This window comes from Bacteroides togonis (assembly GCF_900130135.1).
Classification (GTDB): Bacteria; Bacteroidota; Bacteroidia; order Bacteroidales; family Bacteroidaceae; genus Bacteroides; species Bacteroides pullorum.
In genome coordinates this window covers 3,122,996-3,139,436 of sequence record NZ_LT670820.1, presented here as the reverse complement: position 1 = coordinate 3,139,436, position 16,441 = coordinate 3,122,996, and the positions used below count along the sequence as shown (strand labels likewise).

At 41.3% G+C, this 16,441-nt stretch carries 8 protein-coding genes; 2 read left to right on the top strand and 6 right to left on the bottom strand.

The window, feature by feature from the left end; genetic code table 11:
- Window positions 1-5 precede the first annotated feature (5 nt).
- Together BQ8005_RS13195 and BQ8005_RS13190 are read right to left on the bottom strand one after the other, a co-directional pair.
- On the bottom strand, window positions 6-3,461 hold the full coding sequence (locus BQ8005_RS13195; RefSeq protein WP_234984050.1) for a TonB-dependent receptor: 3,456 nt from the start codon (window positions 3,459-3,461) through the stop codon (window positions 6-8).
- Between the two features lie 161 nt (window positions 3,462-3,622).
- A complete protein-coding gene (locus BQ8005_RS13190) occupies window positions 3,623-4,690 on the bottom strand; it encodes a FecR family protein (protein ID WP_075318386.1) in 1,068 nt (355 codons plus the stop codon).
- Between the two features lie 175 nt (window positions 4,691-4,865).
- Here BQ8005_RS13190 and BQ8005_RS13185 point away from each other — a divergent pair, with 175 nt between their 5' ends.
- Window positions 4,866-5,498, top strand: coding sequence for an RNA polymerase sigma factor (locus BQ8005_RS13185; RefSeq protein WP_111936079.1), 633 nt, complete (start codon window positions 4,866-4,868; stop codon window positions 5,496-5,498).
- 70 nt (window positions 5,499-5,568) lie between these two features.
- Here the strand turns inward: BQ8005_RS13185 and BQ8005_RS13180 are convergent, their stop codons facing one another.
- Window positions 5,569-9,606, bottom strand: a complete 4,038-nt coding sequence (locus tag BQ8005_RS13180) for a glycoside hydrolase family 2 TIM barrel-domain containing protein (protein WP_075318385.1) — start codon at window positions 9,604-9,606, stop codon at window positions 5,569-5,571.
- Between the two features lie 178 nt (window positions 9,607-9,784).
- Here BQ8005_RS13180 and BQ8005_RS13175 point away from each other — a divergent pair, with 178 nt between their 5' ends.
- On the top strand, window positions 9,785-10,321 hold the full coding sequence (locus BQ8005_RS13175) for an RNA polymerase sigma factor (RefSeq protein ID WP_075318384.1): 537 nt from the start codon (window positions 9,785-9,787) through the stop codon (window positions 10,319-10,321).
- A 184-nt stretch (window positions 10,322-10,505) separates the two neighbouring features.
- Here the strand turns inward: BQ8005_RS13175 and BQ8005_RS13170 are convergent, their stop codons facing one another.
- The 3 genes from BQ8005_RS13170 to BQ8005_RS13160 are packed head-to-tail and all read right to left on the bottom strand — an operon-like array spanning window position 10,506 to window position 16,304.
- Window positions 10,506-11,420, bottom strand: coding sequence for an alkaline phosphatase family protein (locus BQ8005_RS13170; protein WP_075318383.1), 915 nt, complete (start codon window positions 11,418-11,420; stop codon window positions 10,506-10,508).
- Between the two features lie 7 nt (window positions 11,421-11,427).
- On the bottom strand, window positions 11,428-12,951 hold the full coding sequence (locus BQ8005_RS13165) for a SusD/RagB family nutrient-binding outer membrane lipoprotein (RefSeq protein WP_075318382.1): 1,524 nt from the start codon (window positions 12,949-12,951) through the stop codon (window positions 11,428-11,430).
- Between the two features lie 11 nt (window positions 12,952-12,962).
- A complete protein-coding gene (locus BQ8005_RS13160; RefSeq protein WP_075318381.1) occupies window positions 12,963-16,304 on the bottom strand; it encodes a SusC/RagA family TonB-linked outer membrane protein in 3,342 nt (1,113 codons plus the stop codon).
- Window positions 16,305-16,441: the final 137 nt, after the last annotated feature.

Below are 16,441 nucleotides of genomic sequence, written 5' to 3'. Positions count from 1 at the left end.
ATAATTTAGAATGCAACTTCAAGTCCAATTGTATAATTACTACAAAGCGGATATTTAGCACCCGAATTGGCACTACCCAATTCCGGGTCCCAAAGTTTGACATGATCCCATACAGCGATATTATTACCCTGTAAATAAATCCTCAAATTCTTCATTTTTAGAGTACGCAATACTTTTTCATTGAATTCATATCCAACCTCAATATTCTTCAAACGAAGAAAGCCTGCATTACGATACCACCACGTACTTTCAAACATATTATGATCAAAAGCTCCACTACGTAAACGAGGATATAATACATTCTGATTATAAGGCTCTACAGCAGACCAACAATTAAGTGCCTCCAACCGTGCAGACGCTCCATCTACTCCTTTCACAAAAGGCATCATATTTGAAGAATTGGCCATCAAATTAGCCGAACTATGAGCGGTACCTTGGAAGAATACACCCACAAAGAAACCCTTCCACTCAGCATTCAAACCAAAACCGTAAACAATTTCTGGAATAGCACCATAAAGGCCATGGTCGTATGTAAGGTCGTACTGGTCTATCACACCATCACTATTCACATCTTTGTATTTAATGTCACCTGGTGCAACATTTGCGGCAGGTACAGGTAGACCTGACTTCAACTTATAACTTTGAGAACCGTCAGCAGCCGTAGTTACATCAAAATCATCCGGTGTATAAAGACCTTCAGCGATATACAATTTTTCATCGCCAATAGAGTTCCCTGTATAATTCTGATAATCATATTTCTGAGGAACCTCATCATATTCAATAATTTCGTTTCTTGCAAATGTAATATTACCGCGAGCCGACAAATCAACATTTCCAATTCTCTGCTTTAAAATCAAATTTGCATCAATTCCCTGATTATTCACAATACCAAAATTCTGATAAGGCATAACGCGAAATCCTGTTACATTAGATACAGTTCTTCTTTGCAACAAGATATCACTTCGACGATTAAAGAAATAATCTGCACTAAAGTCAACTCTACCTCGGAACAATCCCAAATCAATACCTACATTAAACTTTTTTTCTATTTCCCAAGACAGATTAGGCATTGCAAATCCTCCTTCAACAACACCTCCTCCTGGTGAATTACTTTCACCTCCACCAGCACCAGGTGTTAGCCCCAAACTATACCCAGGAGCATCAGTCTTTATTTCTTCTCTATAAGGAAACCTTGTCGAACCTCCTATGTCATCATTGCCTGTAATGCCATAAGAAATTCTCAGTTTTAATTTACTAATATAATCTTCCATACCATGCATAAACTTCTCATGACTTATAAACCAAGCCGCACCAACAGCAGGGAAAATACCCCATCGATGACCTTGATAAAAATTTTCACTTCCAGTCATACCCATACTTACTTCAAACATGTAACGGTTGTCATAACCATAAGTAGCACGTGCAACCACACTCTGCTTACGGTAAGGTAAAAGTTGTAATCCTCCTTTATTCTGGTACTGAGTTTCTTTTTGCATGTACAATAAAATTCCCGTCACATCGTGCACTTTGTTGAACTCACGGCTGTAATCCAACGACGCTTCCATATAGATTTTCTTAGTGCCATCCGTATCATCTATCCAAGGATTAGACAATGCAGAACCATCCTTCATCATTTTTTTATTAAGCGTTCCGTCATCATTTCTTCCCAAAGCATAATATGTCTCTGGAGTCTTATCCCTCATCATTGTTGAGAAAAAATCAGCATCAAAACTGACAGAACCTTTCACTGACAATCCCGGTGTAATAAAATCCAGTTTTTGCCTTAAGGTAACCTTGGTTTGCAAAAATGCGCTCCAAGTCTTGCTATAACCACTATTGTTCAACATATTATAAGGTTGATCATCTGTACCATAACCTGGCGATCCGTGATCTGAAGCACTTCCATCTGAATAATACATCGGTATAACATGTACTGGAAAATGACTTATACAATCAAATATTTGATCTGAAGAGAACCCAGGCTGATTTTTTCTCAAATACTGACCGCTCATATCAATAGACAACTGAGTCGTCTTTGTTAGATCCATATCTACATTCGAACGAAGATTAAAGCGTTGCAATCCGATATTGGCATTATATTTCTCTGTCGGATTGGACTTGAAAATACCATCCTCCGAATAATAAGCACCAGAAGCAAAGAATCGTACTTTGTCTGAACCACCACGGAAATTAATGGTATAGCGTTGACTTTGTGTATGTTCTTGTAACAAATCATACCAATTAACAGAAGGATAGAGATCTAGATCCACACCCGTTCTATATTTGTCCAGCACTTCTTGAGAATAATAAGGAGTATAACCTTCCAAGGTAGGATTTCCCTTATCGTTCCAAATCGCCTCGTTATACAACGAAAGATAGTCATAGGCATTCAAGGTTTGTGGCATACGAGTAGGAGTAACAATACTATATTGTGCACTTACATTCACCTGTGTTTTTTGTACTTTACCTCGCTTGGAAGTAATCAAAACAACACCATTAGCACCCTCCGCACCGTAGACTGCAGTTGCAGCTGCATCTTTCAGTACTGTAAAGCTCTCTATTTCGTCCACATCAATGTCATCCATGCTTCTTGGAACACCATCTACCAGAACCAAAGGATTGGTGCCACCGGCATACGAACTTTGTCCACGAATATAAAATGCTGCTGCATCATTCCCAGGTTCACCACTACGCTGAACGGCAATAACACCGGCAATTTGTCCTGCTAATGTATTACGCAAGTTTCGTTGTTTCACATTCAATTCAGCTGGGCCAATCGTATTCAAGGAAGATACAACACTTTCCTTTTTCTGTTGACCATAACCGATAATCACCACATCTTCCAAGCCAACCGAAGCTTCCATCATTCTTACATTAATTGAAGTTTCAGATTTTATTGTACGTTCTTCTGTATTGAATCCAATATAGCTAAATACCAATATCTGACCAATATTTGCTTTGATAGAGTAACGTCCATCAATATCTGTAATCACTCCTGTAGTAGTATCCTTTACTTTAACAGTTGCCCCAATGACAGGGTTACCGTCACCATCTGTCACAAGTCCAGAAATAGTCTTGGCTGAAGATTGTTGAGGAGCGGCAATTGGTTTCTCTGCTTTCTTCAAAACAATCTGTCTGTCATTAATCTCATACGTAACAGCAGTTCCTTCTAAAATCTGATCTAAAATCTGGGAAACACTTTTCTTGTCAGCATCTACTGATACTTTTTTAGAAGTATCCAGCAGATCGGAACGATACATAAAAATAAACTCACTCTGTTTTTCAATGGTTTGTAGAACGGTCTTAATGGATACGTTCTTTAAATGGAATGTAAAAGTCTGATTTTGTGCATACGCCAAATTATTGGCATAACTCATGATTGTAGTCAACAAAAATCCCACAACAAACATAAATTTCGTTAACCGAGGCATCATGGTTGCGTTTTTCATTTCTTTTTTCATAAATTTGTAAACTTGATTTAAATACCAACATTAGGTGTTTTTCACGGGTCCGGACAATATTCGCAGTATTGTTCGGACTTTTCTTGATTGACATGTAAAGTTATGTACTCATAGGCTTTATTTTAAAGTTAGACATTATAATTGCTCTCTCATTTTCATGGTTAGTTTTCATCTGAAAGATTAAGGATATAAGTTCCAGCCTGCTTTGAATAAACAAACCCACCTGTAAGCGACAAGTTTCGAAGAGCTTCTTCAACCCCACGCTGCAAATCGATTTTCCCAGTAATTCTTATTTGTCTAATATCCTCACCACAAATAATCTTCACATCGTAATATCGTCCTAAATCATCTATAATATCCCCTACAGTGCCATTGTTGAGCGGTAAAATCCCTTTTGTCCAAAGGATATAGTCAGCCGCATCTACAGCCATTGTACGTATTGTTCCTTGAGAGGGAACAAGAGCCTTATTATCGGGAGTTAACATAGCCTCAGACCCCGACGTACTTTTCACGTTCACCAATCCACGGAGCAAAACAATTTCACCACAAGTATGCTCCTCGCTATAGGCTTTGACATCGAAAGCCGTTCCAAGAACCTCGACATCGAACCTAGCTGTCTTCACTATAAACGGCGCTTTCTCATCACGCTTCACATCAATGTAAATTTCACCATCTACAAATATTTCACGCCGATTCTTTTCAAATCGCTTAGGATAAACGACCTTGGTACCCGAATTAATATATAGCTCTGAACCATCAGCCAAAATCAAACGTCCGAAACGTCCCTTAGGCACAATAATCTGATCATAAGGATTATTGTGTGCCTCCCTTTCCTCTACTTTGCTTTCATCCACATGGATGTTTCCATCTTGCGAGTAAGTTACTGTACCTCCATCCTTTACATGAAGAGTTTTTTCCGGCGCTACAATCAGCTGAATTTCATCAGTTTCTACCGACTCTTCAAGCAAACGAGCTGCTACAACTGATAAATCAGGTTGTTGCCCCATATAATATTCTGCACCCAACCAAATACATCCTGCCAGCAACGCAGCCGCTGATATACTACTCCACCAAACAATCCGGTGCTTACGCTGACGGGAATCAATGCTGTGATCAATCCGACGCCATAAATCATCCATTTCTTGCTGCGAAGAAGTATCTTCTTGAGACCGGAAGTAAGAAACCAACCGGAGTAAAACTCGCTTTATGTCACTTATTTCATATTTCATAAATCAGGCCTTTGTATCTACAATGGATTCAAAAAGAAAACCTACTCACTTATCCGAAACTTTTTTTTCAGGAAAATGAAAAATAATAGAAAAGCCCCTCGATAGACGCAATATTTCACCTCAACCTTGGAAGAAATATAAAAAATGTCTTTATTTGCAGAAGGGATACAAAAACATGAAAGACATAACTAGCATTGAACAGGCAGACGAAACTACCTTGTGGAACCTTCTGACAGAGGGTAACCGCAAGGCACTGGAGATAATTTACCAACGGTATTATCTCTTGTTATTGAATTATGGCTTGAAATGTACTTCTGACCGAGAGTTGATAAAGGATTGTATCCATGACCTGTTCGTCCACCTTTACCGAAACAAACGCGTCTGCATTAATGGCATCACCGTACGAGCTTATCTACTAAAGGCTATGAAAAACAACTTGCTCAACAAACTCATCGGACAGGAACGGGAAAGAGATTTGCTGGACGCATCTTTGTTTGAGATACCTACTGACGAAGATCTCTTTGAACAGATGTTTCCACAAAACGATTATGACTTTGCTTTAGCACAACATCTGTTAAAAGCTATTGCGCAACTTCCTCCCCACCAGAAGACTGCGCTCTATCTACGATATGTCAAGGAACTCTCACACAAAGAGATAGCAATTATAATGGACATTAACGAACAGTCTTCCATGAATCTGACCAATCGAGCCTTATTGAAGCTTCGCGCCCTGATGGGTAAAGATGGAATAACTTTGGGAATATGTCAAACGATCCTTCTACTAAAATCATCCTGGATATTAGCTTAACACAAAATAAAAGCCACACTCCGTATATTCTTATACAGAGAGTGGCTCTTCCATTGATTCAACCACAGAACTAGTCTGCAATTACCGAAAATTCAGCTCCGCCAGCAAAATCAGCTCCGTTCTGCGAGCTAAGCCCCGTGAAACGGATATAACGGGCACGTACAGGTTTGTCCAGCATCACACGCTGTTCCAGTTTACCTTTACCAAAGGTCCCCTTCGTAACTTCAGTCCATGCCTTGCCATCCATACTTGTATGCAAGCTATAGTCCTTAATATTACCGTTGCTTCCACCATCCTGACGAGGCAGATAAACAAAGCCCTTGATAGTCTTCACTTCACCTGCATCGAAGTCCACCCAGTGGGGATACTTGGCCACGGTCACGGAATACATCGTATGCCACGTCGTACTCGGATTACCATCTACCAGGTGAGCAGCAGCTCCTTCGCCAGTCTCTTCACTCGATGCATACACTACAGTCATCGGAACACTTTCCTGTTTTTCAAACTTCATCGTTACGGATACAGCTTTATTATCTTTATAACGAGCTGTTACTACACCACCTTCGCGCAGGTTAAAGGGTTCAATATAGAGATATTCCTTCTTCTTGCCGTTCAGGGTATAAAGAATCTCTGCATTCTTCTTTTGAGTGCTGATAGTCACTTCTCCATTACGACTACGCGAGATAGACAATGGCATTTCACCGGATGTCGAAACACAAGCTGTCTTAGTAAAATCAGCCTGACGCACAGGGCGAATAATGAAACTCATGTTGTGGTCACCGGCCTTCATGCGGTCGGGTTCCAACGGGCCGCCCTGTCCACAGCTATTACCACCCAAGCCGGTCACACCCAAGTCGATATGCAGGTGAGTACCCGTAGATTTAGGCAATTGGTATGGGTGCGAGGCCAGCGTCATCTCCAAAGCCGACCAAGGTAGGGCGGAAGCCGACATGCGGGTACCTGCCACAAACTCCACACCATCGCCCTTGGCATCGGTCAGGGCACACCAGCGGACGTCCTCGCGGTTGCCCATGCTCTGCGGTTTGGGGAAGTTTACGAAGAGATCTTTCACCAGACTCTGATGCTGCTCGATGAACGAACCCGTCAGACGATCATTATAGTTGTTCCACGGACCACGGCCGTACCACGTGTATTGCTGAAGTTCGGCGGGGAGTTCCATCACATAACCCAGACGGGCCAGCACCAGCGACGGGTCGTTCGACGTGATGCTCGACTGGAGCTCTACCGAACCGTCGGGATAGACAGTCCATATCTGGTTGGTAACGAACTTGAAGTCGTTCGGACCGAAGGGACGGTCAGTCAGTTCCTTTATGGAGTTACGGCCGGAGTTACCTCCTTCGAGTACAGCAGCGTTCGGTGCCTGCGACTCGACGGTGTACATCAGCTGAACCGTATTGTCACCCTTTTGCTTGGCATTAACCCACGCATAGTTCAAGACTTTATGCTTCAGGTTGTGCAAGCCTTTCTCAAACCAGCGGTCGCGGGCCCAGTTGTCGTTGTCCACCGGGGCGCGAAGGGCATCAAGCTTCGGTCCCTTGCCGTCAAGGATGACCTTGCGACCGTTGTATTCCATACTATAGATGGTACCTTCGCGATTGTCAAACTTCAGCGTGAAGCCGTTGCCCGATACAGTGGTGAAGTCTTCAGCTTCCTCTACCGACGGACGTTCCATCGAAGCCATCACAGAGGCTAGAGCAGGCTTCTCGCCGGCAGCCTTCACGGGCAGCTGTTCTTCCATCTGCACGAAACCCTTCTTGGCCCAAGGCATATCCTGAGCCAGCAGGAACTGTACTTTCACGAAGTATTCGCTTTCGGGAGCCAGCTTGCTGTAGTCGTAAGGCAGGGTGTAGGCCACCTTCTCGCGCGGGCCGAGGATGCTGCGCGGACCCTTGAAAGCAGTGCTTTCCTCAATCTTCTTCCCATCCTTCCACAACGACCATACCATATAGACATCGGTCAGCGGCTCAAAGTAACGCTTGTTGAAGACTTCAATCTGTCCCTTCGTCATGTCCACCGCCTTGACGCCCACGTTCTGATAAACCTTCTTCACTTCGTAGTACTGAGGTTTGGGCTGATGCCCAGGGAAGAGGATACCGTTCATACAGAACATACCGCTGTTGGGCTTGTCTCCGAAGTCGCCTCCGTAGGCCAGATAGCGGTCGCCTGTCTTCGGGTCGTAGTTGTAGAGTGCCTGGTCCACCCAGTCCCAGATGGCGGCTCCGCAGAAAAAGTTGGTCGACTCGATAGCTTCCCAGTAGTCGATGAGATTGCCCACGGCGTTACCCATCGAGTGGGCGTATTCGGATACGTGGAAGGGGTACTTGATGTCGTACTTGCCTGTCACGGCACCACGCATCCACGCGATGGACGGATACTGGTTGGAACCCATGTCCACGATGTCGTTGTTGCGCTCGTACTGAACGGGGCGCGAGGGATCGAACTGATGGAGGGCATTGTAGGCCGTCACAAAGTTCTTGCCCGGCCCGGCCTCGTTGCCCAGCGACCAGATGACTACCGACGGATGGTTGACGTGTGCATGTGCCAGCTCCATGACGCGTGCCACGTGGGCCGCCTCAAATTCGGGCACATGCGACAGAGAGGCATCACCGTAATAATACTGGTGGCTTTCGATGTTGGCCTCATCCTCCAGATAGATGCCATACTTGTCGCAGAGGTAGTACCAGTGCGGATCGCAGGAGTAGTGCGAGTTGCGCACGTGGTTGATGTTGCCACGCTTCATCAGCATGATTTCCTCTTCCATCTGCTTCACCGTTATAGCGTTGCCTGTAGCCGGATTGATTTCCTGACGGTTGACACCTTTCAGCTTCACCGTCTTGCCGTTCACGTAGTAGTAGCGTCCAGCCAGTCCGAACTCGTCTTCGCTGGCAGGCGTATCCTTGATTTCGACCTTGCAGAAGCCCAGAGCGGTAGAGAACGTCTCTACGACACGGCCTTTCTTATCCTTCAGCTGGCCCACCAATACATAACGATAGGGCGCCTCGGCCGACCACTTGCGCGGACTGGGTACGGCTATCTCCGTCTTCGAACAGAGCTTGCCACCCTTCTCCATTTCGTCCAGCTTAAATGTGCCGCCTACGCCTTCCACCAGCTCATTGTCATCCGAATAAAGCTTGTTGGCGTAGAGCGAATAGGTCAGTGTATATCCTTTTACCGTCTTCTTGCTCAGGTTACGGAGGTCGGCCTCAACACGAAGGGTGCCGTCCTCATAGTTGGCATCCAAGTCGGGGAAGACGCGAAAGTCGCGCACCTGTACCTGCGACGTCGATGTCAGCGAAACGGTACGGAAGATACCCGGCAGACGGAACATATCCTGCGCCTCGAGGAAAGAACCGTCCGAATTACGATAGACCTCGACCGCCACCATGTTGTCTCCCTTCTCGTTCAGATAAGGCGTGATGTCGAACGAAGCCGTATTGCGCGAGTTCTTCGAGAACCCCACGTAATGCCCGTTGATCCAAAGGTAGAAGAAAGACGAAACACCGTCGAAGTTGATGTACACCTCGCGTCCTTCCCAACCGGCAGGGATAGTGAACAAACGGCGGTAGGAACCTACCTCGTTGCGGTGTTTGTAGGTCACCCAATCCGTAGGCGGCGTACGCATCACGCCCCCCTTCCAGTCGCCCACGGCCACCTTATGTTGGAAGATGACCGGCTGGTTGGCATAGATGGGCACTCCGTACTTCAGACTGCCATCCTTCTGGATACCCACCACATTCCATTGCATCGGCACGGTCACATCGTCCCATCCCGTTACATCAAATTCGGGTTTATAAAAATCGATTGGACGTTCCTCGGGGTTACCCACCCAATGGAACTTCCAGTCACCATTCAACGACTGATAATAACTGCTGTGCTCGGGCAGGACACGCCGTGCACTTTCCACGTCGGCAAACGTAAAGAACCACGCCCGCGGCTGTTCCTTGTTCAGCGCCAACTCCTCGGGAGCTTCCCACTCCTTGCCTGTCGGTGCCTCGGCCTGACCATAGGCGAAACCCTTCAAAGCTGTTGTCTGAGCGAAACAGCCCAACGTTCCCAACAAGAGAATGATAGATAATAAGGTTTTCATAACGAAATAATAGTATTACAAGATTTTACAGGAAACAAAAATACAACTTTTTTCCTTACGAACGGTCGTACTCTTCTACAAAACGAACTCTTATTCATTTTTTCTATGTTTTATCCTTTCTTTTTACTACCTTAGCCGACAATTTATTAATTGGTAAGTTCTGATACAGGGGAAAACAATGAGATTGATATCAAAAAATAGCTCTAAAGCAAACGGTAACTTCCTGGAAGTATTGGAACTTTCCTACAAAACACATTACAACCTGCTCTTCAACTATGGTCTCAAATTTATCAACGACCCAGCACTAATAGAAGACCTCATCCAAGATATTTTCGTCAAACTCTGCAAACGTGGCAATGCTGATGATATCAACGACCTAAAAGTATACCTGTTGCGTGCCCTTCGGAATGCGATCTACGACCATTATGCCACTCTCCATGACAGTCTGCATATCGACGATATCGAGTTTTCTCTTTCAGACGACGAAGATTCCTTCCGTCATTTCTTCAGCCGTGACGATGAGGAAATCCACCAGTACCATTCTTTGTTGAAGGCTATCCATAACCTGCCTCCCCAACAGAAGCAAATTCTTTATCTTTTCTATATCAAAGAATTGTCCCACAAAGAGATCGGTGAGATTTTAGACATTACACCTCAGGCCTCTATGAATTCAGTATCGAAAGCATTACGAAAATTAAGGGAAATACTATTATAAAACCATGGACTGCCCACCAATCGATTTTTATGATCGGGGGCAGTCCGTTCCTGATGCAATCTTTACCTTGACAACAGCCCTATTCCAAAAGAGAAGCTGATGGTAAAGTCAAAATACGTTTTAAGAGATTGATTAAAGGTCAGTGAATGTGTGCGAGAGCTCACAAATTCAGACTGTACTATAACTATTCAAAGGCAGAAACCATTGGCCTTCCAATCCAAACTTGAGGCTGTTCCAAAGCTAAAATATAGCTTATTGTAGATGCAATATCAAACTGCATCATACTTTCCTGTAATTCATAATTTGATTTTACATGCGATCCACACATAATAAAAGGAGTTTCCATTTCCTGCATGGTACGCCCGCCATGATTATATTTTATACCACCATGATCCGCAGTCACTATTACGATGGATTCATCCCATATACCAGCCTCTTTAATAGCTGCCACAATCTCACCGACATATTTATCCAGTTCTTCCAATTTAGCATAATAACTTGGTGTATCATGTCCTGCCACATGCCCGACATGATCAAGAGCATCATATACAATATTTACCAATGTCGGCTTCCTGTTATTTATATAATCAACAGCATAACGAACTGTAGCCGTACTGTCTTCCTTCACTTCAAATACATGTTTATCATAATTCAAAGCTAAAGTATCAACCAGATATCGAATACCATCCCATTCACAAATATTTCCAATTTCAGCCAGTGGATCCGCTTTCCTCAAAACCGAAAAAACAGTAGGAAAAATATTATCCTCATTAAGGACACGTGACGGCAAGTCGGGAACTTGTGACCCCCATTCGCAGTACCCATGTAGTTCTGGCCCTGCTCCCATATACATGGAAGCCCAATTAGGAGCACTAGATGACGGCAATACAGATCTCTTTTTCAATGTATAAGTTCCATTATCCATTAAAAAACGAATATTAGGTATTTTAGCCTTTTCCATACTATATGCTCCCCAGCCATCTATACCAATAAGAATAACATGTTTTGCTTTAGGGTGTTCTTTTTTCGTTACAGATTGGCAAGAACAAAACAATATACACAATAATATCCAAAAAGGAATAACAACATTACGTTTCATAGTTATATCATTTTAAAATCCACATTAATTCATTATAATCATCAACACCACCATATTGTCGTTGCACAGCTTCCTCAACAGATTCTTTATTATAATCATATTCCCACGTAGGATACATCCAACGAACAGGAATTTTATTTTTATCTGTATTCCGATTTGTCACAGGATTTATTGGTAATATAGGATAACCTGTTCTCCGATATTCATAATAAGCATCCATCGGATATTGCATATAATAAGCCAAATACTTCTGAGTAATAATTTTTCTTAATTTATTTTCAAAGTTTCCAGATAATTGAATTACATCTTGTTGCAAATATCTATTAATATATTCATCCGTTATCAAACACCCAGAATGATATTTTACATCATCAGGAGTATTGTCTGCTATAAATTTCATTGCAGCACGAATACCCTCTTTATAATAATCAGATACACTACCTGATATCCAGCCTCTTAAAACTGCTTCTGCTAAAATAAAACATTGCTCTGCATATCCAATACGAGTATAAGGTTCTCCAGTAATAAGATCCGTATATCGAGCATTGAGTGTACAACATGCTCCATCTGCATTTTGAGCTTGTAATATAGAAAAATCAGCAACTGGATCTAAACCGACATACGCATTCATATCATTGGCATGCAGCCCTTGATTTATTAAGGCTTGTGCAGGTTTAGCAAAATAAAACAAGCGGTAATCATCATAAGCCTTTAATGTATCGACCACAACACTTGATATTGTAGCATACATATAATGTTTGGATACCGTATTATTAAAAGGATAAATTTGTCCTGCTTTATTAGAAAAAGCCAATTGAAAATTATCCTCATTGCTTTCCATTAAATTCCCAGATGACACAATCTGAGCAAACCGTTCTTTAACTCTTAATTCACTATGATCCTGTTTTTTAGAAAGATACATTAGAACCTTTAAGCGAAAAGCATCTACTACTTTTTTCCACTTTTCCACATCACCTTTCATAATGGGATCACCATCAAAATTAGAAGCAGTCGCAAAAAGAGAAGCTGACTTTTCAAGATCTTGTACAATATTAATCATAACACTTTCCTGTGTATCATATTTAGGTTTTACTAATCCTTCTTCTCCCTTCAATGCTTCCGAATAAGGAACATCACCTAATTGCATGGAAAAATAGAATATTTTGTAGCTTCGAATAAATAACGCCAATGCTTCATATGCAGCCCTATCCTTTTCTTCCGCGAGTTCTACCATTTTTATAGTATTAATCAACTTTTTATATCCCCCAATCGAAGCACGGCCTAACAAATTGTAATTGTAATCATGTAAATATTCCAACCAAACCATTTGCTTAGCTAAACAATTATCAGAAATAAAACCTGAAGTTGTTCCTCCCGTCTCCGTAATATCTAATAACAATGGCGTAGCCAATAAAGCGGAAGTCACAGTAGTTGCAGAATTAGGATTTGTATTCAAATCATCAAAATTTTGCGTACAAGATACATTCAATAGAAGTAATCCTGCAATTATAGATTGATATAACGTTTTCATTCGACTAACTATTAAAAATTAACCTTAATATTACATCCTAACATTCTTATTGACGGTGAATTCAAGTTTTCAGAAGCGACATCCGGATCTGAGAATTTAAATTCTTTTGTCCACATAAGTAAATTGTTCCCCACAAATGCAATAGAAGCTCCTTTTAAGCCAATCTTTGAACAAAAAGTCTTTGGGATATCATAACTTAAAGAAACTTCTCGTAGTTTAATAAAAGTCTGATCCAATATATGTTGGTCTTTAGCATCCCACACATTACCGGCTCCATGGTACAATTTCATGTACGTTTCATACGACACCTCTCTATCATTTGGAGCAAATACACGCGTATCGGATAAGATATGTCCCTGAGAGTCATATTCGACACTTCCCGAAACCACTTTAACACCTTGTCCTATATAATTCATCTTCCCATTAACAACTTCATCATAACGCCACTGTGTATCAGTATCACGATGTGCACCTGTCATCCATAACGCTTGATCAATAACAGAATGCGCAACCCCTCCCACTCGACCATCTATCGTAAACGATAAAGTGAAATTTTTATAATTCAATTTATTATAAAGCCCAAAAATCCAATCAGGTTCTTCATAACCCGCAACACTTTGATATTCACTTTGAACCGGATAACCATTATCGTGAATAATATTACCATCCGGATCTCGTTCCCAATCATAATATCCTAACCAATCCCATCGTTCTCCTTCTTTAACCCAGTCTTTTTGTGTTGAATAAATAGGATCTATCTTTGAATAAAAATACCTATCGCGTGCCCAATTAAAAGTTGCATTCCAATTCCAATCTTTATTCTTAATAATATCCGCAGATAAAGTTAATTCAACACCTTTCCTTACATGTTCTTCACCAATGTTAATCAACGTGTATTCAAAACCACAAGCATCACTAATTGCAGCATCTCTTGTTAAATTGTAATACAACTTATTATAATAAGCGACATCTACACGTAATCGATTTTTCAAGAAATGAATTGCAGAGCCTACTTCATAGCTTCGTGTTGCACTCGGTTGTACAATTGTTCCACGCATAGTTGTCGGATAAGTCGCCCCGTTCAAACCATCCCACATATTAGTAGAAATTGTATAACTTCGATCTGTTTCATAGACGGACAGATCTGATTTAGTTTGAGTCCAAGATCCTCTAACTTTCCAAAAATCAATCCATTGAGGCATTTTTATAAACTCGGAAAGGACAACACTTGCCGAAGCCGAAGGATAAAAATAAGAGCGTGTTTCAGCTGGAAGAGTTGAAGACCAATCATTTCGTGCTGTAACATCTACAAAAACAGTACTCTTCCAAGAAGCTGAAGCTTTAGCATATAAACTATTTACCTGCTTTTTTGACACAGTGCTATAAACTTCTGCAGGATCAACTGATGCATTCAATGAATAAAATCCAGGAATCGTAAGTCCATTAGAAGTCGATCCATTCAACAAATTATCTCTATAGTAGTATAACGTTGTACCAATAAAGCCATCAATATTGAAATCCCCAAATTGTTTTTCTGCAGTTACAATAAAATCATTGTTTACACTATATCCATTCTTGTGCTGTTCTTCAAAATATCCTTTTTTATCCCAACCACCATAAGCGCCTATAGAATTCCTCCAAATTTCCTTTTCCCAATATGAATCAAGTCCCGTTCTTAAAGAAGCTTTCAACCATGGCGTAATTTTATATTCCATATTCATGAATGCATTTACAACATCATAATCACTTGAATGAATTATTTCATTGGCAATGAAATAAGGATTATCATACCATACTTTATTTGGCCAATTTTGTTCTTGATCCTTTTTATACCAATATTTTTTATAATCACGTATATCCAAATCTGTACCAGTCCAAACCAACATACTATAAATATAACCTCCTGTACCATATCCAGTACCCTCATTATTTGGATAAAAACGTTTATTATAAGTAAGTCCTCCATCAAAAGAAAAATTCTTATATTTTATATTCCCAGCAACCGTATAATTGATTTTATTCAGCTTTGTATTAGGATATTGTCCTTTATTATATACATGTGTCAATGATGTACGTACACTACCATACTTCCCTTTCTGTTCAACACTCACATTATTATTTGTAACAAAACTGAATTCTAAAAAATTTTTAAAATTATTTTTCCCTTTCGAGACAAGAGGCATCTCTCTCCATTCCATGGTTATAGGATCCCATTGCACAGCCGTACGTCCTATATCCATTTTGTCACCCCAAACAAAATCTTCTGCATTATATTTCCCATTCATTCCGGTACTATATGAAGTTTGAACTTCAGGAAGACGAAGGAAACCTGCATTAAACATTGTATTACTATTTATACTAACATTTAATCCTTCTTTTTTCCCTCGTTTAGTGGTAATCATAATCGCACCTGACCCGCCACGAGATCCATAAAGAGCAGAAGCTGTAGCCCCTTTTAAAACATCAATTGACTCTATGTCGTCTGAAGCGATATCACGTAAAGAAATATTACCATAAGGGATTCCATCCACAACTAATAAAGGAGTTTCTCCTCGCAATTCCAAATCAGGAGCTTCATTAAATTCCGTACTGTTCTTAACATTCAAACCTGCAACCTTACCTGTCAATGCAGTACCTACATCCACAGCTTTCACTGTAGACAAGGCATCCCCTTTTACTTTTTGTACCGCATATCCTAAAGCTTTTTCTTCACGTTTAATACCCAAGGCAGTAACGACAACCTCACCTAACATTTCGGTATCCTCAGTCAGCACAACACGGAAATCATTTTTTAGACCAACTGTTATTTCTTGAGTTGTAAAACCAATATAAGAAATTTGTAAAACACTACCTTTGGAAACTCCTTTCAAATGGAACTGCCCATCGACATCCGTAGTTACTCCAATAGAAGTGCCCTTTACTATTACATTTGCACCAATAATAGGCTCCCCATTTTTATCGGTTACAACACCGTTTATATCCCTTCCTTGATTCTGCTCCACCTGCCTGGTTTTTGCCACAGGAGCTTCTTTCCGTTCCTTCACTAGAATCTGCTTCCCGTCGATCTCATAGACCAGTCCAGTATGCTCCAATACTTCGTCCAAGATCTGTTTGACATTCTTGTCTTTCACATCCACATTGACCTTCTTCGACAAGTTCTTATTGGAAGCATAGAGAAAAACGTATTCACTATTCTTCTCGATGTAACGGAATATATCTTTGACAGTGACATCGCGTAGTTCGAATGAAAAGTTCTTGTTATATTGTTCCGCAGCAGGAAGTGCTAGCGGAAAAAGCAATGCAAAAAATACTAACATTGCTGAAATCAGTTGTTTTCTTACAAAAAAATCCATATTTTTGCATGATTGATTAGATACTTACAGCAAAGTATCACACTCTAAGGGCTCGGGCAATGGGGGTTGTCCGGGCTTTTTTATGGAGTGAGACTCTGCCATAAGGGTTAATAAAATGTTTTTTGTATAAGATTAAA

Excerpts from the sequence above, each read along its gene's own strand:
- BQ8005_RS13195 (WP_234984050.1), bottom strand. The coding sequence starts at position 3,461 with ATGAAAAAAGAAATGAAAAACGCAACCATGATGCCTCGGTTAACGAAA.
- BQ8005_RS13190 (WP_075318386.1), bottom strand. The coding sequence starts at position 4,690 with ATGAAATATGAAATAAGTGACATAAAGCGAGTTTTACTCCGGTTGGTT.
- BQ8005_RS13185 (WP_111936079.1), top strand. The coding sequence starts at position 4,866 with ATGAAAGACATAACTAGCATTGAACAGGCAGACGAAACTACCTTGTGG.
- BQ8005_RS13180 (WP_075318385.1), bottom strand. The coding sequence starts at position 9,606 with ATGAAAACCTTATTATCTATCATTCTCTTGTTGGGAACGTTGGGCTGT.
- BQ8005_RS13175 (WP_075318384.1), top strand. The coding sequence starts at position 9,785 with ATGAGATTGATATCAAAAAATAGCTCTAAAGCAAACGGTAACTTCCTG.
- BQ8005_RS13170 (WP_075318383.1), bottom strand. The coding sequence starts at position 11,420 with ATGAAACGTAATGTTGTTATTCCTTTTTGGATATTATTGTGTATATTG.
- BQ8005_RS13165 (WP_075318382.1), bottom strand. The coding sequence starts at position 12,951 with ATGAAAACGTTATATCAATCTATAATTGCAGGATTACTTCTATTGAAT.
- BQ8005_RS13160 (WP_075318381.1), bottom strand. The coding sequence starts at position 16,304 with ATGGATTTTTTTGTAAGAAAACAACTGATTTCAGCAATGTTAGTATTT.